Below are 21,897 nucleotides of genomic sequence, written 5' to 3' on the forward strand. Positions count from 1 at the left end.
AAAATGGGGTTCAATACCCAAAATCACAATATTATGCACAAAAAGTGGACCTAAAAAATGTGCACATTGTGGAAAATGGAAGAGAAAATGCCGTTCTTACCTTAATAAACGGAAAAACAGCTGCGAAATAATCGGTTGACTTTTGATACAAGACGTATTATGATGTATTACACAAAACGAAAATGTAAAGGAGCGGGATTTCAATGGATACTAAGTTGCAAAAGAAGATTGGCCTGGGAACGGCCATCGCGCTGTCGGTGGGAACTACGGTTGGCGCAGGCATTTTCACCTCCATCAGCGAGGTGGCGGCGGCTTCGGGCTGCGCGCTGATCACGATTCTGGCGTTTCTCATCGGAGGACTGATCATGATTCCCCAGAACCTGGTCATGGCTGAGATGGCCACGGCTTACCCGGAGGACGGAGGCCATTACGTGTATATCAAGCATGCGGGATGGAAGAAGCTGGCGTTTCTCTGCGGCTGGACCACCTTCTGGGGAAATGACACCACGGCTATCGCGGTGGTGGCCCTGGCGGGAGCCCAGTACATCGCCTACCTGGTGCCCATGAGCGCCATCGCCATTAAGCTTTTGGCCGTGGCCTCGATCCTGGTGTTTATGACCATCCACGTGGTGTCCGTGGAGGGCGGCGGAAAGTTCCAGACCATCATGACCGCCGTCAAGCTGCTGCCCTTCGTACTGCTCATCGGGGTGGGAGCGTTCTACATGAGAGGCGATTACATCAGCACGCCCGCGGTGGCCGGCGCTCCGGTGGGGCTGGCAGCTCTGCTGGCCGGTATCTCCGCCACCAGCTGGTCCTACGACGGCATGGGCGCCTGCTGCTACATGACCGGCGAGATCAAGGATCCCAAAAAGACCATGCCAAGGGCGTTGATCGGCTCGGTACTGTTCATTATCGTGCTGTACGCGCTGCTGTCTGTCGTGATCACCGGGATTATGCCCTTTGACGCGCTGCAGAGTTCCACGGCTCCTCTGGCTGACGCGGCCGCCATGCTGCCCGGGATCGGCAAGGTTTCCGGTATCTTTGTGGCATTGGCCGGAACCATTGTGACCATGGCGGCCTGCTCGGGAACGATCATGTTCCAGCCCCGTCTGGAGTACCAGATGGCGGTGGACGGACTGTTTTTCAAGAGCTTCGGCAAGGTGCACCCCAAGTACCACACCCCTTATTTCTCCATTATGATCCAGTGCCTGATCGCCTGTATCTTCGTGTTCCTGGGCAGCATCTCCGATCTGCTGGGATACTTTACGCTGGTGCTGCTGTTAAAGAACACCCTGACCTTTGTCACCATGTTCGCGCACCACAAGAATCCGGACTATGATCCCCTGTGGAGATGTCCGGCCTGGATGGTTATGACTCTCATTTCCATCGGCTCCAGCATGATCCTGGTGGTTTCCACCTTCCTCTGGGCGCCCATCCCCGGCCTGGTTGCCGGCGGAATCGCGGTGGCCACCGGAATGCCCGCATACTACATGTGGACCAGGAAAAATCAGTCGAAGTCCGCATAAATAAGCGGCCGCCCGCACCCCGCTGTGTACCCTGCGCCGTTCGCGCTGTGGACAGCAACTTTGTTTGACAGCACCGGGGGTTCGTGATATCCTAAACTTATGATGTGATGTTAAGTGATAATACGATTAAATACAAGGTGTAGGGCGGTCAGGCTTATGAAATTATTAAATTCAGATATTGCAATTCCTCTTTATCAGCAGCTTTACGATTTGCTTCTGGATCAGATTCGGAGCGGCGTATATCCGCCGGGAAGCAAGATTCCCTCGGAGGAGGAGCTTTGCAAGACCTACGACCTCAGCCGTGTCACGGTGCGAAACGCCCTGGGGCGGCTGGTGGACGACAATATTCTGGTGAAGAGGCATGGGAAGGGGACATTTGTGGCGACGCCGGTATTTACGGAGAGCGCCTATGCCAACGGCAGTTTTACCAAATCCTGTGAACAGATGGGGGCCACGCCCAGCACCCAGGTGGTTTCCCGCAAGCAGGTGAAGGCGGGGAAGGCCCTGGCAAAGCAGCTGCAGCTGGAGGAGGGCGCGAAGGCGATCTGCATCAAGCGGCTCCGGTGTATCAACGGGGTGGCGGCGATACTGGAAGTGGACTATTTTAACGGGGACATGGATTTCATGATGGAGGCGGACGTGGAGACGCGGCCCATCCTGGACGTGATCCGGGAGAACAGCGGGCTGGCCGGACGGCAGTACATCGATACCTTCGAGGTCCATTTTGCCAACCGGGAGCAGGCGGGCTGCCTGAAATGCCCGGCCAACACCCCTCTTTTGAAGGTGAGCCAGGTGGTGCTCAATGAGATGAGAGGCGTGTTATATTATAATGAACAGTATATCCGCAGCGATATCTATAAGTACGTTATGGGAAGTTAAATTTTAATGTGAAAGAAGGCAGGGTATGAATCAGTTTTTATCATGTTTTAAGGTTGCAAAGCCGGTGATCGGCGTGATCCACACGAAGGGCACGGACGATGCCGACATGCTTAGACGGGCCAAGGAGGAGATCCGCATCTATAAGGAAAATGGAGTGGACAGCTTTCTGGTGGAGACGTATTTTGGCACCTATTATCAGGTGGAGAAGGTTTTAGACTATGTGGCGGGGGCGGATCTGGGGATGCCTTACGGCGTCAACTGCCTCAATGTGGACGCCATGGGATTCGAGCTGGCGATGAAGTTCGACTGCGATTATTTACAGCTGGATTCGGTGGTGGGCCATGTAAAGCCCAGGGACGAGGATTCTTTGGACGCCTTTTTCAAGCTTTACCGGGAGCGGTGCAAGGCATACGTGATCGGCGGCGTGCGCTTTAAGTACCAGCCGGTGCTCTCCGATCGTACGGTGGAGGAGGATCTGAAGATCGCCATGACCCGCTGCGACGCCATCTGCGTGACCCAGGACGCCACCGGGCAGGAGACTTCCACGGACAAGATCGTGCAGTTCCGGAACGGCATCGGCGATTTCCCGCTGATTATCGGCGCGGGCCTGACCCCGCAGAACGTGGCGGAGAAGCTGGCTTTGGGCGATGGAGCCATTGTGGGCAGCTTCTTTAAGGACAATTATCAGGACAACGGCGACGTGTGCCCGGCCCATGTGGCGGAGATGATGGACGCGGTGAGAAGGTTCAGGGAGAAGCTGTAGGGCTTCCCCTTTTCCGGAATTTTGATAAGACGTGTTAGTACGTTTTGAAAGGAAAGAGATAGATGGGAGAGACGAAGACGGTATTTTTTATCGGGGACGTGGCGATGGATGAGTATTACAGCGCGCCCTATTTTCCGAAGATTAAGGAGAAGATTCTGGTGCAGACCCTGCCTGCGCAGATGGGCGGAATGATCGCCAACGCGGCCTGCGTGTACGCGGGATACGGCGCGCCGGTTTCATTTCTGACGGCCCTGAACCCGGGGGCGGTTTCAAAGGCGCTTTGCAAGGGGCTGAACGAGGCGGGGATCGACACGGAGTTTATGGTGTGGGATGAGTCGCTGCCGGACGCCAAGACCATTATTATTCTGGCGGAGGGGGAGCACACGGTGTTCATTCCAACCCTGAATCTGCAGCGGATCGAGCTGTCGGGGGAGGCCATGGAGGCGCTGCGGCAGGCGGATTATATTTATTCCACCTTCTGCGAGCTGCGGCCCCTGCGGTTCGAGAAAATGACGGCCTGCAAGGTGTTGGAGGATGTGAAGTCCCGGGGCTGCAGGCTGTGGGTGGATTTGGACGTTGCGGATATTCAGGATGGGGACGAAGCGCTGTTCGGGTATGTGGATACGCTGTTTGTCAACGAGAAGGGGTATGAGAACCTGGAGAAGCGGGCCGGGGGCGACGTGTGCGCCTGGCTTTACGGGAAGGGCGTGCAGCGGCTGATCGTGACTCAGGCGGAAAAGGGATGTACGGTGTATTGCCGGGATGAGGAGACTTTTTCCGTGGATGGACTGAAGGTGCCGGTGGTGGACGTGACCGGGGCCGGGGATACGTTTTGCAGTTCGTTCCTCTATGGGTATACCAGGGGGATGGGGCTGCGGCAATGCGCAAAATTTGCCAACTATGCGGCATCCAGGGCGGTGACGGAGCTGGGCGCCAGGGCGGGAGCCGTGGGCGCGGAGGCTGTGCTGGACTGGGTTGAGAGGCACGGGGGCGACCGGGCGGAATTTGAGAAATTTTTATAGTGGGAGGTTGGAAGAATGGGAGATTGCGGGAAGCGCTGCATCGTGAAACGGGCGGTGGAGATTACGGAGATTGATTACAGGCGCTATGGGATTCTTTATAATCTGAGCGGGGAAGGGGTGGATACGGGAAATACGAATCATTCCGCCGGGGACGGCTGGGAGGACACGGATACCAATGTGTCGCTTCTTGATACGCCGGGAGCGCTGGGGTATACGCTGGGCAGCGGGACGCCCTTTGAGGCGGTGGAGATGGAACGGCATCTGCATACCCAGGAGGCGCAGATTCCGGCGGGGGAGGCCATTGTATTCTGCCTGGCCCAGGCGTGCGACGGGGCGCCTAAGGCGGAGGATGTGGTGCCGGTGATTTTGAGGCCGGGGTTTGTGTTTGTGATTCATAGAGGGGTGTGGCATTCGGCTTCCCATGGGATTGGCGGGGCGGTGAGGTATTATTGGCAGGCGTTGGCTTATGTGAATGAGCCTACGGTTTGGGAGGAGATTGAGGGGGGAGCGGTGAGGGTGGAGGCGTAAAAGGGGAAGCGGGTGGGGCGTTGGATGCATCCGTTCGTGAGAGCCAGGAAAGCGGGGCCGGAGGTTCCGGTTTCCGCGGTTTGAGGGACTAAGGTCCCAGGACACGGAAAAGACGGGCACCGCTCCGAGCTCCAGCGCCGGCCTGATGCCGGCTCCTCCGCCTACGCTTTGCTCCGGGCTTTGAGAGCCCTGCGCAATCCCGCCTTTTCCGGGCCCTGGAACCTAAGTCCCTCTAAACCGCTCCAATAGTCACCTCCGGCCCCGCTTTCCTGGCTCTCACCCGCTGGGGGTTGGGACGCCCGCTGGCGTTTTCGGGCCTAGGGGAGAGGCGGGCGCGGGTTCTTTGTTCCTGTTGGATGGGGAGTGGAGCGCCCGCGGGGAGGTGGCTTGGGAAGTTAATAGTCGTCGTAGGTCTCGTTCTCATATAGGATGTAGGGACACCACAGGCCGACTTCGTTGACGTAGTAGCCGTTGGGAGTCCAGGTGTTTGTGACCAGGGCGCCGGTGGTGGCGTCGTGGTAGTACCAGTCGATTCCTTCGGCCTGGTATTCTCCGGCGGTCCAGTAGGCGAAGCTGGAAAAGGCGGTGCCGATGGTGATGGCTGTGGATAGGATGACGGTTGTAAATAGTTTCTTTTTCGTGATTATCCCCCATTTTCTGGATTTTTTTTGTTATCTCTCTTCTAGCGCGGCGGGGGAGAGAATGTAACGGGAATTGAGGGGGAATGGGAGAATTTTGTGGGTGGAGCGTAGCGGAAGTCACAGAAAACCTGAGGTCTACCCCAGGTCTACCCTGCGGGGATGGGAATAAAAAACGGGAAACTTTGATTTTTGCAAAGTTTCCCGTTTTTTGAGAGCGTAGTTTGTGGGGGACGTTTGTGTACTGAAATATCGGCTGCCGTGATGACGGTATTGTCTAAATAATAAGATTCGGGTATTTCATCAGGGATTGTATTAACTGCCATGCGTACTCAAACGTACACATGATAGACAGATAGAAAATCAAAAATCCCTCGATTTTTCGAGGGATTTCGATAAAAAAATAGAGCAGGTGATGGGAATCGAACCCACGTATCTAGCTTGGAAGGCTAGTGTTCTACCATTGAACTACACCTGCATGTGCCCAGAGCCGGAATCGAACCAGCGACACGAGGATTTTCAGTCCTCTGCTCTACCAACTGAGCTATCTGGGCAATTTTGTCGGTTTGAACTGACAACGTTAATATTTTACCCAGTAACGGGGGTTTTGTCAATATTTTTAGAGGAAATATTTTAAATAATTTTCCCGCTCTTTGAGCAGATATTGCTTGACATTTTCCGGTTATTCCCATTCAATAGAAGGTAGAGGTATATCAATGGCTGAGTCATTTTGATACCAGAGAGGAATACGGCGAGGAGGCAGGGACTTGGAAGTCAGGGTGAATGTGAAGCAGATTGGGAAGAAGAAAAATGGGGTGCGGGAGGTTCGGTATGAGATTCCCGGCTGCCCGGGCACGGTGGAGGAGCTGATCCGGGGGGTGACGGCGGCCTGCGTGGGCGATTATAACCGGCGCAAGGAGTCGGCGGAGCTGATCCGGTGCCTGACAAAGGAGCAGATCGAGGAGAGCGCTCAGGCGGGCAAGATCGGGTTCGGGGTCAATTACGGTGAGAAGGAGGCAGATTTGCAGCAGGCGGTGGAGAATGCGCTGCAATCCTTTGAGGACGGGATTTACCGGATTTTCCTGAACGACCGGCCCCTGGAACGGCTGGATGAGGGGATTCGGATAACGGATGAGGACAGTCTGACGTTTGTGCGGCTGACGATGCTGGCGGGAAGGATGTGGTGAGATGGCGGAAGCGGAGTTCAATTATAATTCGAGACAGAATATTACGAAAATGCGGTCTGAGCAGCTGAAGGAGCGGATCAGGCGGCTCACCGGCGAGGATAAGAAGATCGCCGAGGCGCTCTTAAAGAGCGGGGGCCGGTACTGCAATGTCACGGACCCGGGAATCCGGGAGGTGGCAGAGCTGTTCTATCAGAACCCGGGGATGAAACCTTCGGATTGGTTCGGGAAGAAGGGGTGGCTGCCGGGAACACGGGCCCACGGCGGGCTGCTGGACGCTTTTGTGCCTAGGGAAATGCAGGAGAGCTTTCTGTATATTGTGGATAAGCTGAACCGGTTTCCCTATTCCATTGGATGGAACCGCCGCTCGGTGCGCACGGCGGGGTACGGACCACAGACGATGATGGTGTTTACGCTGCTTGCCACGTATGAGAAGCTGTTTTACTGCGGGACCAAGCTGGAGGACGTGATTTTACAGCGCCTGGAGCCGGAGAAGCTGGATTATGTCAGGGCTGACTGGGTGAATTTCCGGCGGTGCTTCAGCTACCTGTACGCGGCGGAGATCGACCGGGGAAACCAGGTGGTGATCGGCGCGCTGAAGGAGCTGGTTTACAGCGAGAATAATACCGCCTATCTGACCCGGAAAATGATTTTGGGGATTCTGCGCTCGGACAACCGGGAGATGCACCGGATGCTGGGCGATCTGCTGCTGGCGGCCCGGCTCCAGGAGGGGCTGCGCCAGGCGATCTGCGAGGCCATGGACGAGGGTACGGTGGAGGCGTTTTTGACGCTGCTTCAGGTGATCGAGGAAAATGATCTGATCCGGTTCGCCTCCGTGAAGCGGGCAGTTTCCACCTGGATCGGCATTTTCGATGAGAACAGCGTGGACCGGGTGAACGGCAAGCTGCTGGGGCTCATGGGGCGCTGCCTGCGGGACGAGGCTTTTCTGCGGGAACAGCTGAAAACCAACGATTCCATCGCCATCAGCGTGGCGCTGTGGGCCCAGGGATTCCGGGATATTGACACGGCCATCGGGTCCATGCGGGAGCTGATCGACCACGGCACGAAAAATCAGCGGTTGACGGCTTCCTTCTATACTCATCTGCTGTATGACGACCGGTTTAAGAGCCGGATCGCGAAGGATGTGATCCTGGGGTATGACGGGGATCTGGAGCTGGCCGCCTGCTTTATGGGCGCGCTGACCTGCACCCTTTCCGGGGATATAGACAGGCTGTTTGAGAAGCGGGAGGGCGTCCGGTATGGGTATTATGAGATTCGAAAGCCCGTGACGCCGCGCCTGGAGAATTTCTATGAGGGGCGGCAGGAGGCGGAAGCCTTGTATGATAACCTGGGGAAGATACTGGCGCAGCTTCCGAAAAAGGGCGTGACTTACGATCCCTGCATTTTCCCGTGGTATCAGGTGTCCCTTGCGCCGTCCCAGGTGATCTGCCAGATGGCGTTGACCGCCTATGTGCTCCAGGACGAGGAGAAAATCACCTGGTGCGGGGAGCGGCTGAAGGATGTGACCACGGACGGGTACGGGGCGTACCGGAGCCGCCTGATCAATCTGCTGCTCTACGAGCCGTCTAATGCCCGGCAGAGGGAGATTTTGATCGGTTATGTGGGAAATGCGGAGGAAATGACGTCGAACAAGGCGTTCCAGATGGTGAAACGCCTGAAGCTGGGGGATAGGGACTTTGCGCTGATCGAGGACATGCTGCGGTTTAAGCGCAGCGCTCTGCGAAAGCAGCTGATCGACCTGCTGATGACGCGGGAGGACGAGGGGCTTAAGGTTTCTCTGGGCCGCCTTTTGGCGGATAAGAAGGAGGAGAAACGCACCGCGGCCCTGGATATGTTGATGCAGATTCGCAAGGACTCCCGGCGGAAGGAATTGGCCGCGTCCCTGGCCGGTCTGGAGCAGTCCATCGAGGCCCCAACTGACAAGGAAAAGATTCTGATCCGGGAGCTGTCCGGGCAGGGCGGGGAACAGGCGGAGAATTCTGTGGACGGGGAATCTGCCCTCTATGATCCGGCTGTGGAGCTTTCGGTGCCGGAGCGGGAGCCGGACCGCGGCGTGATCGGGGGCTGCCTGCCGCTGCCGGAAAAACAGGTGATCGGGATCATCAAAAAGCTGGACGATCTGATCGATCGGTACCGGGATTACGAGTACGAGTCGGCGGACGGGGAGAAAATTCTTCTGGGCGCCAAATATAAGTGGCTGGCCGGGGCTCAAAATCGGCTTCACCGGCTGGAATATTATCCGCTGGAGGACGTGTTCCGCGCGTTTTACCAGGAGGAGATCGGGAACTACGACGTTCTTGTGGAGATGGAGACGCTGCTGTTTTTGCGGGGAAATCTCTACGGCGCGGGAAAATGGGCCTATGAGGCGGTGTTTGGTAAGCCTCCGTTTAAGCCTGAGGCATTTTCCTTAAAATACCAGGGGCAGGTGCACCAGGTGCGGCAGGTCTACCGGACGGAATTTCTGGACCGTCCGCGGCTGTTTAAGGAGAGCGTGGAGGTCATCACGGCGCTGACCAAAGCAGCGGGGCTGAAAAATAAGCGGATCAGTTTCAAGTACCAGGGCTGGGGCGGCACGGAGTACAGTTCTTCCGCGGGGGTCAACGCCCTGCCCATGTTGAACCGCTATTTCGAGGGGCTGAAATACTGGGAAACGGACGAGGAGTTTACCCAAGCGTTCCAGACGGCCTGCCGGTTTGAGCTGAAATGCGCCGAGGAGCGGAGCATGAGGCGTTTTTTGTGGGAGAACCGGGAATCCATGACGCCGATCCGCTTTTTCTGGTTCCTGAAGGCCTGCCGTCTGGGGCTTGTGTCTGTGGACATTTTGTGTAAGGCGGTGATGGAGTATCTGGACATCACGTACTGCCTTGACGCGCTGTGCCAGTTTATGAAGGGGGACAGCCTGCGGCCGGAGAATTACCGGAGAACGGTGGAACTGCTGGGGGAGGCGTTCTACGAGGAGATGAAGGAAAAGGGCTGCGCTTACATGCGGGACAACACGGAGGAGGGCGCGCTCTGTAAGACGGTTTATGACCGCCTGGTGGGGCGCATCGTGGATGTGGAGCTGCGCAGGGGCGACAGCGAGACGGAGTTTTCCCACTGTATTCACGGGATTACCTACATAAGCGGCGTGGACTATCTGGTGCGGATTCTGATGGCCCTGGGCAGCGACACTCTGGGAAGGCAGTCCTATTACGGGTGGTTTGGCGGTCCGAGGATTCTGACCAAGAAGGAAAATCTGGGAAGCCTGCTGAAATACTGCTATCCCGGGGAGAACGAGACGGCGGCGGACCTGGCCAGGGGGCTGAAAGGCACCCGTATCCGGGAGCGGCGGCTGGTGGAGGTGGCCATGTACGCGCCCCAGTGGATCGATATTATCGAGGCGCATTTGGGGTGGAAGGGGATGAAGAGCGGCTGCTATTATTTTATGGCCCATATGGACGAGCGGTTCGACGACCGCAAGCAGGCCATGATCGCCCGGTACACGCCTCTGTCGCCGGAGGAATTGCAGGCCGGGGCATTTGACGTGAACTGGTTTAAGGAGGCTTATGAACTTCTGGGGGCGGAGCATTTTGATATGCTGTACGATGGTGCCAAGTACATTTCCGACGGGCAGAAGCACTCCCGGGCCAGGAAGTACGCGGACGCGGCCCTGGGGCGGGTGACCCTGGAGCAGCTGAAAACAGAGATTTCCGCAAAGCGCAACAAGGACCTGCTGATGAGCTTTGGCCTGGTTCCCTTCGGGGAGGACCGGGAGCGGGATCTGATGGACCGCTACCAGTTTATCCAGCAGTTTTTGAAGGAGAGCAGGCAGTTCGGGGCCCAGCGGCGGGCCAGCGAGGGACAGGCGGTGCAGACCGCGCTGCTGAATTTGAGCGTGAATGCGGGGTACGCGGATGTGACCAGGCTGACGCTGAACGTGGAGTCACGGATGACCTCATGGTACGAGCCCTATATGGAGTGGAAGCCTGTGGACGACGTGGAGGTGAAGCTGGAGATCGACAGCCTCGGCAGAAGCGCCATTTTGTGCCGGAAGGGCGGAAAGGCGCTGAAATCCGTGCCCTCCAGGCTGGGGAAACAGCCCCTTGTGCTGGAACTGAAGGACGTAAACAAGAAATTGAAGGACCAGTACAGCCGGACCAGGGCTATGATGGAGGAGGCCATGGAGGGCCGGACGGAATTTGCGGTCCGGGAGCTGCGGCAGCTCTTCGGAAACCCGGTAGTGCGGGCGGTGCTGGAGCCGCTGGTATTTGCGGGCGGGGAAATGCTGGGGTTCCTGAGATTTGGCGGAGAGGGGGAAGCGACGGCGGGAAGAAGCGCGGGAGAACTTGCGGGAGAATTTACGGAAGAGTTTACGGCAAGGCTCACGGCGCTGGATGGGACCGAATCCCGGCTGGGCGAGGATGAGACGCTGAGAATCGCCCATCCGCTGGACTTCTACCGCTCTGGCAACTGGCATGAGTATCAGCGGAAGCTCTTCGAGAACAAGATGAAGCAGCCGTTCAAGCAGGTGTTCAGGGAGCTGTACGTGAAGCTGTCCGAGGAGATAGGGCAGAGGTATTCCCGGCTGTTCGTGGGTTATCAGATTCAGCCGAAAAAGACGGTGGCCTGCCTGCGGGGGCGGCGCTGGGTGGCGGATTATGAGGAAGGGCTGCAGAAGGTCTTTTATAAGGAGAATATTGTGGCCAGAATCTACGCGCTGGCGGACTGGTTCTCCCCGGGCGACGTGGAGGCCCCCACGCTGGAGTGGGTGGAGTTCTCCAACCGCAAGACCTTTGAGGCATTGACCATTGACCAGGTGCCGGATGTTATCTACAGCGAGGTGATGCGGGACGTGGATCTGGCGGTGAGCGTGGCTCACGCGGGCGGCGTGGACCCGGAGACCAGCCATTCCACCGTGGAAATGCGCCGGGCCATCGTGGAGTTCAACCTGCCGCTGTTCGGCTTGAAGAATGTGACGCTGTCGGAAAGCCACGCCCTCATCAAGGGGACGCGGGGAAATTACACCGTTCATCTGGGAAGCGGCGTGGTGCACCAGGAGGGCGGTACCATGCTGAACATTCTGCCCGTGCACAGCCAGTCCCGGGGCAAGCTGTTCCTGCCCTTTGTGGACGAGGATCCCAAGACGGCGGAAATCATGTCCAAGATCGTGCTGTTAGCTGAGGACAAGAAGATAAAAGACCCGTTTATACTGGATCAGATCAGGTAGGAGAGGTATAAAAAACAGCCGCGCCCGGCGCGATCCGCTTTGTGATCGCAGGGGGCGGCTGTTTTGACCGGTGAAGGGGAAATTCTGAGGGATGGCTGTCCGTTGCGAAGCGAAATACATTAGGTCCCGACGTTTTTCAGACAAAGAATGCCAGGATTCCCAACAGTATGGCAAATATTCCCCCGGCCCGGGTGAGTCCCAGGGCGAGATCCGAGGGCTCGGCGTTTTTGTAGCGCCAGCCGTGGGAGAGATACCAGGAGGAATAGGGGGAAATGGCGTTCCACAGTCCTACGGCCAGAAAGAGCAGGCCGATCAGGGGATTGCCGGTGCGGCGGGAGGGCGGGGAGTCGGCATGCAGCACGCCGATCAGCACATCGCCAGGCACGTAACGGGCGTCGTCGTAGTTTTCCGTCCAGCCGCTGGCGATGGAGCCGCCGTAATCCGTCTGGCTGTAGGTGGCCTGGTTGGGATATTCCAGAGTGATCTCATTTCCCGAGAACTGGTAATGGTAGACGTCTCCGCTGTGGGTGATGGTCTGTTTCTCCTGATCCAAGGTATATTCCTGATCCATGTAGGTGACGGTGCGGATCAGGGAGGGCTTTTCACGGCAGCCGGTGAGCAGGAGCAGAAGCAGGAAGGTCAGGACCAATGCCGCTGCGCGGTTGTTCATGTGCAGATCTCCTTTTCATCCCCTTGCGGGGGTGCCATAGGTTAAAGATACTCTTTGCGCCCGCTGGCGTCCGGTATACCCTCTTCCTCACGGTATTTGGCTACGGTGCGGCGGGAGATGGAGATGCCGCGCTCGGCCAGCTTTTCGCCGAGAATCCGGTCGCTGTAGGGCTTCTTTTTCTCCTCGCCTTCGATGATTTCCCGCAGCGCCCGCTTGATGTCCTGGGCGGTCATGGCCCGGGCGGAGCAGTCCCCCTCGGACTTGGCCCCGGAAACCTCCCGGGAGAAGAAATAGTTCATGGGGTACACGCCCCAGGAGCACTGCAGATATTTTTTGCTGACCGCACGGCTGACCGTGGACTCGTGGATGTCCAGCTCGCCTGCGATATCCGCCAGGCGTAAAGGCGCCAGGTGATTGGGCCCCAGGGCGAAAAATTCTTCCTGGTGGGCCAGGATCGCCCGGGAGACCTGCATCAGGGTTTTACTCCGCTGGGCGATGCACTGCTTCACCCACTCCGCCTGGCGCAGCTTGGTGGTCAGATATTCACGGACCTCCGGGGATTCCGGATTCTGGCTCATCTGCCGGTAATAGCTGTTGATGCCGATGCCCGGATACATGGATTCGTTTAACAGGATGTCGAAGTGGTCCTTGAACTTCACGATGGTCACGTCCGGGATGATGTAGCGCAGCTGGTCACGGCTGGAGAAGGAGACGCCGGGCTTTGGGTTTAAGGATTTGATGATCTGGCAGCAGCCTGCGGCCTCGGCGGCGGTCAGGCGCAGCTTGCGGGCGATGGCCGGGATCTGGTTCTTGGCCACCAGCTCCAGGCAGGTGTCCACCAGGGATAAAAGAACCGGTGTGTCCAGCTGACGGCGCGTTAACTGCAAACGCAGGCATTCCTCCAGGTTCCGGGCGCAGACGCCCGCGGGGTCCAGCTCCTGAAGCAGCTTAAGAAGCGCCTCGATGCGCTGTTCGTCCGTGTGGAAATAGGCGGCAACGGACTCCACGGATTCGCTGAGATAGCCCTTATTGTCCAGGCATTCCAGCATGAATTTGATGATCTCGGTGTCCTCTTCCGAAAAATTCTCCGCTACCAGCTGGGACCAGAGATAGTCCTGGAGCGTCTCGCCGTCGGTGGAGTCGATGTTCCAGGAGTCGCGGAAATCGTAGTCGTCGTCATTGTTCTGGCGCTGATACAGGTAGTAGTTTTCCTCGTTAAAGGAGTTGAGCCACTGCTGCTGTTCGATGGATTCCTGGCGGCCGCCGGCGTCTGGCTCGGTAATGTCGATTACAGGATTTTCCAGTGCCAGATCGCTGACGTAGGTGTTCAGTTCCTGAGCAGTCATCTGTAAAATTTTGGCAGACTGGATCATGTGCTGGGACAAGGTCTGCGTCTGCTTGGCCTCCAGTTTTAAGTCCATAGGGGTTCCTTCTTTCGTGGATATTTTTCTAAACTCCAGTATAACACAGCCTGGCGTTTCAGGCAATCAAGGGGTTTGATTTTAAGATAACGCTTTGGTATAATTAAGGCATGTCATGAATTTGTGAAGAAGCGGGTTACGGTTCGCAGAACCGCGCTTTCCCGCGGCGCTGTGAACACCAACAACAGCGGAAATGGCCGGAGCAGCGGCCGGAAAGGATGTCTATGGAATACAGAGAGATGAAAATGCAGGCGGGAACGGAGCGGCCGTCCCTTCTGGGATTCGGCTGCATGCGGTTCCCCAAGACGCCGGAGGGGAAGATCGACGAAAATGGGGCGGCAGAGCTGATCGACGCGGCGATTCGAAACGGGGTCAATTACCTGGACACCGCTTACCCCTACCACGAGGGAGCCAGCGAGCCGTTTATGGGACGGCTGCTGAAGCGTTATGACCGGAAACGCCTTTATCTGGCCACCAAGCTGCCCATGTGGCTGGTAAAGAGCCTGGAGGACGCAAAGCGCCTGTTCGAGGAGCAGCTGGAGCGTTTGCAGGTGGATTACATCGATTTTTATCTTCTGCACGGGTTGAACCGGGATCGCTGGGATACCATCTGCAAGCTGGGTCTGATCGACTGGGCCGAAGAGCTGCAGCGGCAGGGACGGATCCGGTATCTGGGATTCTCTTTCCACGACAATTACGAGACCTTTGAGACGATTCTGACCAGCCGGAAGTGGGATTTCTGCCAGATTCAGTACAATTATATGGACCGCCAGGTGCAGGCGGGCGACCGTGGGTATGAGCTGGCGGAGAAGTCCGGTATCCCGGTGATCGTCATGGAGCCGGTGAAGGGCGGAACCCTGGCTTCCCTGCCGGAGGACATCGCGGGGATGTTCGCGGAGGCGGACGGGAAGCGCTCCTGCGCGTCCTGGGCCATGCGCTGGGTGGCAAGCCATCCGGGGGTAAAGGTGATTTTAAGCGGAATGTCCACCCCGGAGCAGGTGGAGGACAATCTGGCCACGCTGGGGCGGTTCGAGCCGCTTTCCGGGGCCCAGTGCCAGGTGGTGGAGTCAGTGGCCGCCGCGCTTCGCAGGCGGATGAACAACGGCTGCACAGGCTGCCGTTACTGCGTGCCCTGTCCCTTTGGGGTGGATATCCCGTATAATTTCTCCGTCTGGAACGAGGGAGCCATGTTTGGCATCCCGGAGAAAGCGAAGGCGGCTTACCGCCAGGAGATCGGAGAATCGGCACGGGCGGATCAGTGTCAGAAGTGCGGAAAATGCGAGAGCGCCTGTCCACAGGGAATTGCCATCCGGGCGGACTTAGAGCGGGTGGCGGCAGAGCTGGGGGGCTGAGCGCCAGCGGCCCATTGCATTCAAACAATCGCCCGCAGGCTGCGCCAGCGGCCCATTGCATTCAACAAAAAGAAGTGCGGTTTCGCCGGGAACGGCGGCCGCACTTCTTTAAAGCTTATGATATCGATATGTCCCGGTCAGCTGGCCAGGAATCCCTTTCCCACGATCTCACTGGAATTGGAGATCAGCATGAAGGCGTGGGGTTCCACCTGGCGGATATAGCTGCGCAGCTTCAACGCCTGTCCGCGGCTCATGGTGGTCATGATCACCGTCTTGTTGTGGTGGGTGAACGCTCCCTGAGCCTGGTAAATAGTGGCGCTGCGGTGCAGGGTGTTGATAATATAGTCGCAGATCGGGTCCGGGTTGTCGCAGATGATATTAAAGCACTTGCAGAGGTTGATGTTCTCGATCACATCGTCGATCACCAGGGACTTGGCGGCCAGACCGATGGTGGAGAACAGGCCGGTCTCCGGTCCAAAGACAAAGAACGAGGCGGCTACCGAGGCCACGTCCACCAGCATCAGAACGGTGCCGATGTTTAAGCTGGTGTGCTTCTTTAAAATCATGGCGATGATGTCGGTTCCGCCGCTGGAAGCGCCGATGTTGAACAGGATGGCGCTGCTGATGGCAGGCAGAAAGATGGCGAACATCAATTCCAAAAGCGGCTCCGTGGTCAGCGGACGGTCTAAGGGACACACGCGCTCAAGCACGGAAAGGCCAAGGGACATCACGACGCTGGCGTAAACAGTTTTCACGCCGAAGCTTTTGCCCAGAAACAGAAATCCAAGTACCAGAAGGGCCATGTTCACAATGGAGGTGAAGTCACTGGCGGACCAGCGCGTCATGGCGCTGATAACGGTGGAAAAACCGGTAACGCCTCCGAATGCAAAGTGATTGGGAAATTTAAAGAAATATACCCCAACTACCATGAGTATAATACTAGCGGTTATCAGCGCATACTCAGCTAATGTATGCATAATTGGATTCTTCATGTCTTTCATAATCCAGTCCTTTCCAGCCGGAAAGCATCCTCCCTCTGCGACCCCGTTGCCGCAGTTATAGTTTTATAAATCTAACTTTAGATTATATCCGGATTGCCCGTATGTGCAACCACATTTTTGGTTGAAAGAGGTACAATCCCGGCGTTGTAGGAAAAAACTGCCTGTTTTGGAACAATACAGGATTTGGTATAAAATTTTGAAAATATTGGTTGTAACCACAAGATATATGGTTTATAATAGAGCCCGTGACGTCGGCCCCGGCCGGCGGATCAGACGGGAATTGAGCGCCGTGCCGGGTATTTTTGCCATGGCGGCGCAGAAGGAGACACAGAGACTATGGAACAGACCAATCATTACGGCCAAAGGCCGGACGAGCATGCAGTTTTGGACATTGCCGCGCCCTTCGAGGGGGGAGCGGTCGGGGCGTGTCTGGAGGGGATCCGACAGGATTTTCCGGGGCAGGAATATGAACTGGAAATCCTTTCCAATAAATTCAGAAGCTTTCGAAAGCCCGGGATGAAGCGGACGGAGCTGTACGACAGCCTGATCCAGTCCGCGGCGGAGCTGACCTCCCGGGAGGCGCCCCGGTGGGAGTTCATCGCGGCCAGAATCCGCTACAGCCAGTTCGAGGAGGAGCTTGAGGAACGGCTGGCCGGGCTGGGAATCTCCGGTTTTTACGGCAAGCTGGTCTATCTCACGAAAGAGGGATTGTACGGCGATTACATTTTAGAGCATTACACTGAGGAGGAGATTCGGGAGGCGGAGACCTTTCTGGATCAGGAGCGGAACAAGCTGTTCACTTACTCCGGCCTGGATCTTTTGATCAAGCGCTATGTGATCCAGAATCACAAGCGCCAGCCCCTGGAGACGCCCCAGGAGATGTATCTGGGGATCGCCCTGCATTTGGCCATGGAGGAAAAAAGGGACTGCCGCATGGCCTGGGTGCGCCGTTTTTACGATATGCTGAGCAGCATGCAGGTGACCATGGCCACGCCCACTCTGTCCAACGCCAGAAAGCCCTTCCACCAGCTTTCCAGCTGCTTTATCGACACGGTACCGGACAGCCTGGAAGGAATTTACCGCAGCATCGACAATTTTGCCCAGGTCAGCAAGTTCGGCGGCGGCATGGGCCTCTATTTCGGCAAGGTCCGGGCCACGGGCGGCAGCATCCGCGGCTTTGAGGGCGCGGCCGGGGGCGTGATCCGCTGGGTGAAGCTGGTGAACGACACGGCGGTGGCCGTGGACCAGCTGGGCATGCGCCAGGGCGCGGTGGCTGTTTACCTGGACGCCTGGCACAAGGACCTGCCGGAATTTTTGCAGCTTCGGACCAACAACGGCGACGACCGCATGAAGGCCCACGACGTATTTCCGGCCATCTGCTACCCGGACCTGTTCTGGAAGATGGCGAAGGAGGACTTAAACCAGCCCTGGCATCTCATGTGTCCCCACGAGATTTTGCAGGTGAAGGGCTACAGCCTGGAGGACAGCTTCGGCGAGGAGTGGGAGCGGCGCTATCTGGACTGCGTGGCGGACGGGCGCATTTCCAAGCGCACCGTGGTGCTGAAGGATATCGTGCGGCTGATCCTGCGCTCCCAGGTGGAGACGGGGACGCCGTTTACCTTCAACCGGGACGTGGTGAACCGGGCCAACCCCAACGGCCACAAGGGTATGATCTACTGTTCCAATCTGTGCACGGAGATCGCCCAGAACATGGCGGGCATCGAGACGGTGAGTACAGAGATACGGGAGGAGAACGGGGACACCGTGGTGGTGACGACCACCAAAGCCGGTGAATTTGTGGTCTGCAACCTGGCCAGCCTGTGTCTGGGAAATATCGACGTGACCGACGAGGCGGCGGTGCGGGAGATCACCGCCAGCGCGGTGCGTGCCCTGGACAACGTGATCGGCCTGAACTTTTATCCCCTGCCCTACGCCAAAATCACCAACCGGCGCTACCGCAGCATCGGCCTGGGAGTCAGCGGCTACCACCACATGCTGGCAAAGAACGGCATCGCCTGGGAGAGCGAGGAACATCTGCGGTTTGCGGACGAGGTGTTCGAGCGCATCAATTTCGCCGCGGTGGAGGCCAGCAGCGACCTGGCGGCGGAGAAGGGCAGCTACGACTATTTTGAGGGCAGCGACTGGGAAACCGGCGCTTACTTTGACAAGCGGGGTTATACCGGGGAAAAATGGGACGGACTGCGCCGGAAGGTGGCCCGCCAGGGCATGAGAAACGCCTACCTGGTGGCGGTGGCCCCCACCAGCAGCACCAGCATTCTCTGCGGCACCACCGCGGGGGTGGACCCGGTGATGAAGCGGTATTTCCTGGAGGAGAAAAAGCACGCGATCCTGCCGCGAGTGGCGCCGGAGCTGACGCCGCGGACCTACTGGCTTTACAAGGAAGCCCATCTGGTGGATCAGACCTGGTCCGTGCGTGCGGCGGGCGCGCGCCAGCGGCACATCGACCAGGCCCAGAGCGTGAATCTGTATATCACCAACGAGTACACCATGCGTCAGGTGCTAAATCTCTACATCCAGGCCTGGGAGGAAGGGGTCAAGACCATTTATTACGTGCGCAGCAAGGCGCTGGAAGTGGAAGCGTGCGAGAGCTGTTCCAGCTAAACGAAAGAGGCAAGACAGGAGAAAGACAATGGCAGAACTGATTAAAAAACCGTTATTTAATCCCCAGGGCGACACGGAGGTGAACCTGCGCCGGATGATCGGGGGAAATACCACCAACTTGAACGATTTCAATAATATGAAATATGCCTGGGTCAGCGGCTGGTACCGCCAGGCCATGAACAATTTCTGGATTCCGGAGGAGATCAACATGAGCTCGGATATCAAGGATTATCCGGAGCTGCCGGAGGCGGAGCGGACCGCCTACGACAAAATCCTCAGCTTCCTCATTTTCCTGGACTCCATCCAGACCGCCAACCTGCCGAACATCGGGCAGTATATCACGGCCAACGAGGTGAATCTGTGCCTGACCATCCAGGGGTTCCAGGAGGCGGTGCACAGCCAGAGCTACAGCTACATGCTGGATACCATCTGCTCGCCGGTGGAGCGCAACACCATTCTCTATCAGTGGAAGGACGACGAGCACCTGCTGCGCAGAAATACCTTCATCGGAGAGCTTTACAACGAGTTCCAGGAGAAGAAGGACGCCCAGACTCTGCTGCGGGTGATGATGGCCAACTACATATTGGAAGGAATTTACTTTTACAGCGGGTTCATGTTCTTCTACAATCTGGGGCGGAACGGGAAAATGCCGGGCAGCGTCCAGGAGATCCGCTACATCAACCGGGACGAGAACACCCATCTGTGGCTGTTCCGCAACATGATCCTGGAGCTGAAGAAGGAGGAGCCGCAGCTGTTTTCGCCGGAGACCGTGGAGATGTTAAAAGCCATGGTGGAGGAGGGCGTTGAGCAGGAAACCGCCTGGGGCCACTATGTGATCGGGGACCGCATTTCTGGACTTACAAGGGAAATGGTCACCGAGTACATCCGTTACCTGGGGAATCTGCGCTGGACCAGCCTGGGCTTTGAGCCGCTCTATGAGGGGTACGAGGAGGAGCCGGAGTCCATGAAGTGGGTGGGGCAGTATTCCAACGCCAACATGGTGAAAACGGACTTTTTTGAGGCCAAGAGCACGGCCTACGCTAAGAGCACGGCGCTGGTGGACGACCTGTAGGGGTGGAAAATGCCTGGCAAACCTGCGCTCACGAAACCCCGAAAGCCGGAATACAATGGTAATAAAAAGCTGCGGGGCTGCCATGGTAACGGAGCGGTACATTATCAGTTTTTATGGGATCGATACAAAGTATTATACCAATGAATTTGTGGGAAAATGCTGGGAGATTGCGGCCGACGAGGTGTACAGGGAACGGCAGGTCTACGTCACGGGATCGGTGCTGACCACCAACATCATCTGCGGGGAGGTCCGGGGCTGCAATCTGGGCAATACCGGTCATGTGATCACATCGGTGCGCAACCCTGCGGAGATTCACGATGGGGAATTGTATCGGGAAGCGATTAAACGGGTGCTTCTCAAGACGCGGAAAATGCTGGATAACCCCAATATGAGCGTTGTGATCGACAAGGTGGAGTATTATTATTTTTGCCAGATATGAGGGGCGGAAAAGACGCCACAGCGGGTGAAAGATTCAAATAGTTAATTTACGGACGCGCAGGGAGGACGGCGGCGCGGCGGGAGGAGAAGAAAAATGGAAATGGTAAATGAAGCGGAAACGAAGTCGGAGGTCTGGGAGCTGGCCAGGGATCTGGTGCGGATCGACAGCTCCGATCCCGGGGCGTATGAGAAGGAGATCGGGAAATTTATCTACGGATGGCTGAGAGGGCGGATTCTGGAAGCAGGGCTGGAGGCGGACGAGCGGGATGAGGCCGGAGTGGGGGAGGAAAGCCGCCTGGAAAGCGCTTGCGGCGGGGTGGCCGGGAACTGTAAAGACGCGGATGAGAGCGCGGAAAGCGGGGCCGGACGAGGGGCGGAAGGCCGGGCCAGCCGGGGGGCGGTAGCGGCTGCGGACCGGAAAAACGGTAAAATTCTGCTCTGCCGTCGTGAGGCCCTGTCGGGACGCTACAACGTGATGGCCCGGATTCCCGGGGAGAAGCCCGGCCCGGCTTTGACTTTTATCTGCCACATGGACACCGTGATGCTGGGGGACGGCTGGGACGAAGCGCGCCCGGCGCTGGGGGCGGTGACGGAGAACGGGCGTCTGTACGGGCGGGGAGCCTGCGACATGAAGAGCGGACTTGCCTGCGCGCTGACGGCGTTTTCCGGGATTCTGAAAAAGGTGGGACAGGGCATGCGGCCCGTGCGGCCCCTGGTGTTCATCGGAACCGTGGACGAGGAGGATTTCATGCGGGGCGTGGAGGCGGCTATCCGCTGGGGCTGGGCCACAAAACAGGACTGGTATCTGGACACCGAACCCACGGACGGGCAGATCCAGGTGGCCCACAAGGGGCGGCTGTGGTTTGAACTGACCATGGAGGGAATCACCGCCCACGCCAGCAATCCCTGGAAGGGCGCGGACGCCATCGCGGCCATGGCCGAGGCCGTAAGCCTGATCCGCAGGAGGATCAAGGACTGCCCGGCCCACCATGACCTGGGAATCTCCACCGTGACTTTCGGCCAGATCGAGGGCGGCTACCGGCCCTACGTGGTGCCGGACCGCTGCCGGGTGTGGATCGATATGCGTCTGGTGCCGCCCACGGATACGGCGGCCGCAAAGCGGATCATGGACGAAGCGGTGCGGACGGCGGAAGCGGAGATTCCAGGGGTAAAGGGAAGCTACGTGGTCACCGGGGACCGGCCTTATGTGGAGAAGGATGATCAGTCGCCCCTTTTGGCCGCTCTGCGCCGGGCTGCGCTGGAGGTAACCGGGCAGGAGGCGGAGGTCGGCTCCTTCAACGGTTACACGGACACCGCGGTGATCGCCGGAACCCTGGGCAACAAAAACTGCATGTCCTACGGCCCCGGCAGCCTGGAACTGGCCCACAAACCCAATGAGTCTGTGCCCTTTGAGGATGTTAGAAGGTGCGGGAAGGTGTTGGGGAGACTGGCGGAGGATGTGGTGTTTGGGAATTGACAGAGGCCTGCATCATATGTCCGGCATGTTTATGCTATCAGAAAAAGAGATGAAAAAGGCTGCCAACCACATGAATG

16 protein-coding genes and 2 tRNA genes are annotated in these 21,897 nt (G+C 57.6%); 12 read left to right on the top strand and 6 right to left on the bottom strand.

Going from position 1 to position 21,897, the window contains the following annotated elements; translation table 11 throughout:
- The first annotated feature begins 203 nt into the window (after positions 1–203).
- The 5 genes from ACK2JC_RS15970 to ACK2JC_RS15990 all read left to right on the top strand — a co-directional run bounded on the left by ACK2JC_RS15970 (position 204) and on the right by ACK2JC_RS15990 (position 4,718).
- A complete protein-coding gene (locus ACK2JC_RS15970; RefSeq protein ID WP_092364629.1) occupies positions 204–1,526 on the top strand; it encodes an amino acid permease in 1,323 nt (440 codons plus the stop codon).
- Between the two features lie 156 nt (positions 1,527–1,682).
- Positions 1,683–2,405 (top strand): GntR family transcriptional regulator, encoded by a 723-nt coding sequence (locus tag ACK2JC_RS15975; RefSeq protein WP_118754481.1) that lies wholly within the window; start codon positions 1,683–1,685, stop codon positions 2,403–2,405.
- 25 nt (positions 2,406–2,430) lie between these two features.
- Positions 2,431–3,168, top strand: coding sequence for a BtpA/SgcQ family protein (locus ACK2JC_RS15980; protein ID WP_092364635.1), 738 nt, complete (start codon positions 2,431–2,433; stop codon positions 3,166–3,168).
- A 62-nt stretch (positions 3,169–3,230) separates the two neighbouring features.
- Positions 3,231–4,190, top strand: coding sequence for a carbohydrate kinase family protein (locus tag ACK2JC_RS15985; RefSeq protein ID WP_320936952.1), 960 nt, complete (start codon positions 3,231–3,233; stop codon positions 4,188–4,190).
- Positions 4,191–4,205: 15 nt separating this feature from the next.
- The gene (locus ACK2JC_RS15990) at positions 4,206–4,718 is read left to right on the top strand and encodes a hypothetical protein (protein WP_320936953.1); all 513 of its coding nucleotides are present in this window, start codon (positions 4,206–4,208) and stop codon (positions 4,716–4,718) included.
- 395 nt (positions 4,719–5,113) lie between these two features.
- Here ACK2JC_RS15990 and ACK2JC_RS15995 read toward each other — a convergent pair whose 3' ends face one another.
- The 3 genes from ACK2JC_RS15995 to ACK2JC_RS16005 all read right to left on the bottom strand — a co-directional run bounded on the left by ACK2JC_RS15995 (position 5,114) and on the right by ACK2JC_RS16005 (position 5,910).
- Positions 5,114–5,365 (bottom strand): hypothetical protein, encoded by a 252-nt coding sequence (locus tag ACK2JC_RS15995; protein WP_320936955.1) that lies wholly within the window; start codon positions 5,363–5,365, stop codon positions 5,114–5,116.
- Between the two features lie 398 nt (positions 5,366–5,763).
- Positions 5,764–5,834: transfer RNA gene (locus tag ACK2JC_RS16000), tRNA-Gly, on the bottom strand.
- Positions 5,835–5,837: 3 nt separating this feature from the next.
- A tRNA-Phe gene (locus ACK2JC_RS16005) sits at positions 5,838–5,910 on the bottom strand.
- A 213-nt stretch (positions 5,911–6,123) separates the two neighbouring features.
- Here ACK2JC_RS16005 and ACK2JC_RS16010 point away from each other — a divergent pair.
- Together ACK2JC_RS16010 and ACK2JC_RS16015 are read left to right on the top strand one after the other, a co-directional pair.
- On the top strand, positions 6,124–6,543 hold the full coding sequence (locus ACK2JC_RS16010) for a hypothetical protein (protein WP_320937868.1): 420 nt from the start codon (positions 6,124–6,126) through the stop codon (positions 6,541–6,543).
- Position 6,544: 1 nt separating this feature from the next.
- Positions 6,545–11,767 carry a DUF4132 domain-containing protein gene (locus tag ACK2JC_RS16015; RefSeq protein ID WP_411337420.1) on the top strand — a complete coding sequence of 1,741 codons (5,223 nt, stop codon included), beginning with the start codon at positions 6,545–6,547 and terminating at the stop codon, positions 11,765–11,767.
- Between the two features lie 136 nt (positions 11,768–11,903).
- On the opposite strand, the gene ACK2JC_RS16020 is transcribed toward ACK2JC_RS16015, so the two are convergent.
- Positions 11,904–12,437: a DUF6199 family natural product biosynthesis protein gene (locus tag ACK2JC_RS16020; protein ID WP_320937870.1), complete on the bottom strand. Its 534-nt coding sequence runs from the start codon at positions 12,435–12,437 to the stop codon at positions 11,904–11,906.
- Positions 12,438–12,478: 41 nt separating this feature from the next.
- Positions 12,479–13,858 carry an RNA polymerase factor sigma-54 gene (gene rpoN, locus ACK2JC_RS16025; protein WP_118754486.1) on the bottom strand — a complete coding sequence of 460 codons (1,380 nt, stop codon included), beginning with the start codon at positions 13,856–13,858 and terminating at the stop codon, positions 12,479–12,481.
- Positions 13,859–14,082: 224 nt separating this feature from the next.
- Here rpoN and ACK2JC_RS16030 point away from each other — a divergent pair, with 224 nt between their 5' ends.
- Positions 14,083–15,210 carry an aldo/keto reductase gene (locus ACK2JC_RS16030; protein WP_320937871.1) on the top strand — a complete coding sequence of 376 codons (1,128 nt, stop codon included), beginning with the start codon at positions 14,083–14,085 and terminating at the stop codon, positions 15,208–15,210.
- Positions 15,211–15,347: 137 nt separating this feature from the next.
- Here ACK2JC_RS16030 and ACK2JC_RS16035 read toward each other — a convergent pair whose 3' ends face one another.
- The gene (locus tag ACK2JC_RS16035; protein WP_368271479.1) at positions 15,348–16,211 is read right to left on the bottom strand and encodes a YitT family protein; all 864 of its coding nucleotides are present in this window, start codon (positions 16,209–16,211) and stop codon (positions 15,348–15,350) included.
- Positions 16,212–16,547: 336 nt separating this feature from the next.
- Between ACK2JC_RS16035 and ACK2JC_RS16040 the strand changes: the two genes are divergently transcribed.
- The 4 genes from ACK2JC_RS16040 (at position 16,548) to ACK2JC_RS16055 (ending at position 21,820) form a co-directional block, all read left to right on the top strand.
- Positions 16,548–18,833 (top strand): ribonucleoside-diphosphate reductase subunit alpha, encoded by a 2,286-nt coding sequence (locus ACK2JC_RS16040; protein ID WP_320937872.1) that lies wholly within the window; start codon positions 16,548–16,550, stop codon positions 18,831–18,833.
- Between the two features lie 28 nt (positions 18,834–18,861).
- Positions 18,862–19,905, top strand: a complete 1,044-nt coding sequence (locus tag ACK2JC_RS16045) for a ribonucleotide-diphosphate reductase subunit beta (protein ID WP_320937873.1) — start codon at positions 18,862–18,864, stop codon at positions 19,903–19,905.
- Between the two features lie 55 nt (positions 19,906–19,960).
- Positions 19,961–20,344, top strand: coding sequence for a hypothetical protein (locus ACK2JC_RS16050; RefSeq protein WP_227167022.1), 384 nt, complete (start codon positions 19,961–19,963; stop codon positions 20,342–20,344).
- Between the two features lie 93 nt (positions 20,345–20,437).
- Positions 20,438–21,820 carry a M20 family metallopeptidase gene (locus tag ACK2JC_RS16055; RefSeq protein ID WP_320937874.1) on the top strand — a complete coding sequence of 461 codons (1,383 nt, stop codon included), beginning with the start codon at positions 20,438–20,440 and terminating at the stop codon, positions 21,818–21,820.
- Positions 21,821–21,897 lie beyond the last annotated feature (77 nt).

Origin of the sequence: Enterocloster lavalensis, assembly GCF_046603895.1 — a bacterium.
GTDB lineage: Bacteria > Bacillota > Clostridia > Lachnospirales > Lachnospiraceae > Enterocloster > Enterocloster lavalensis.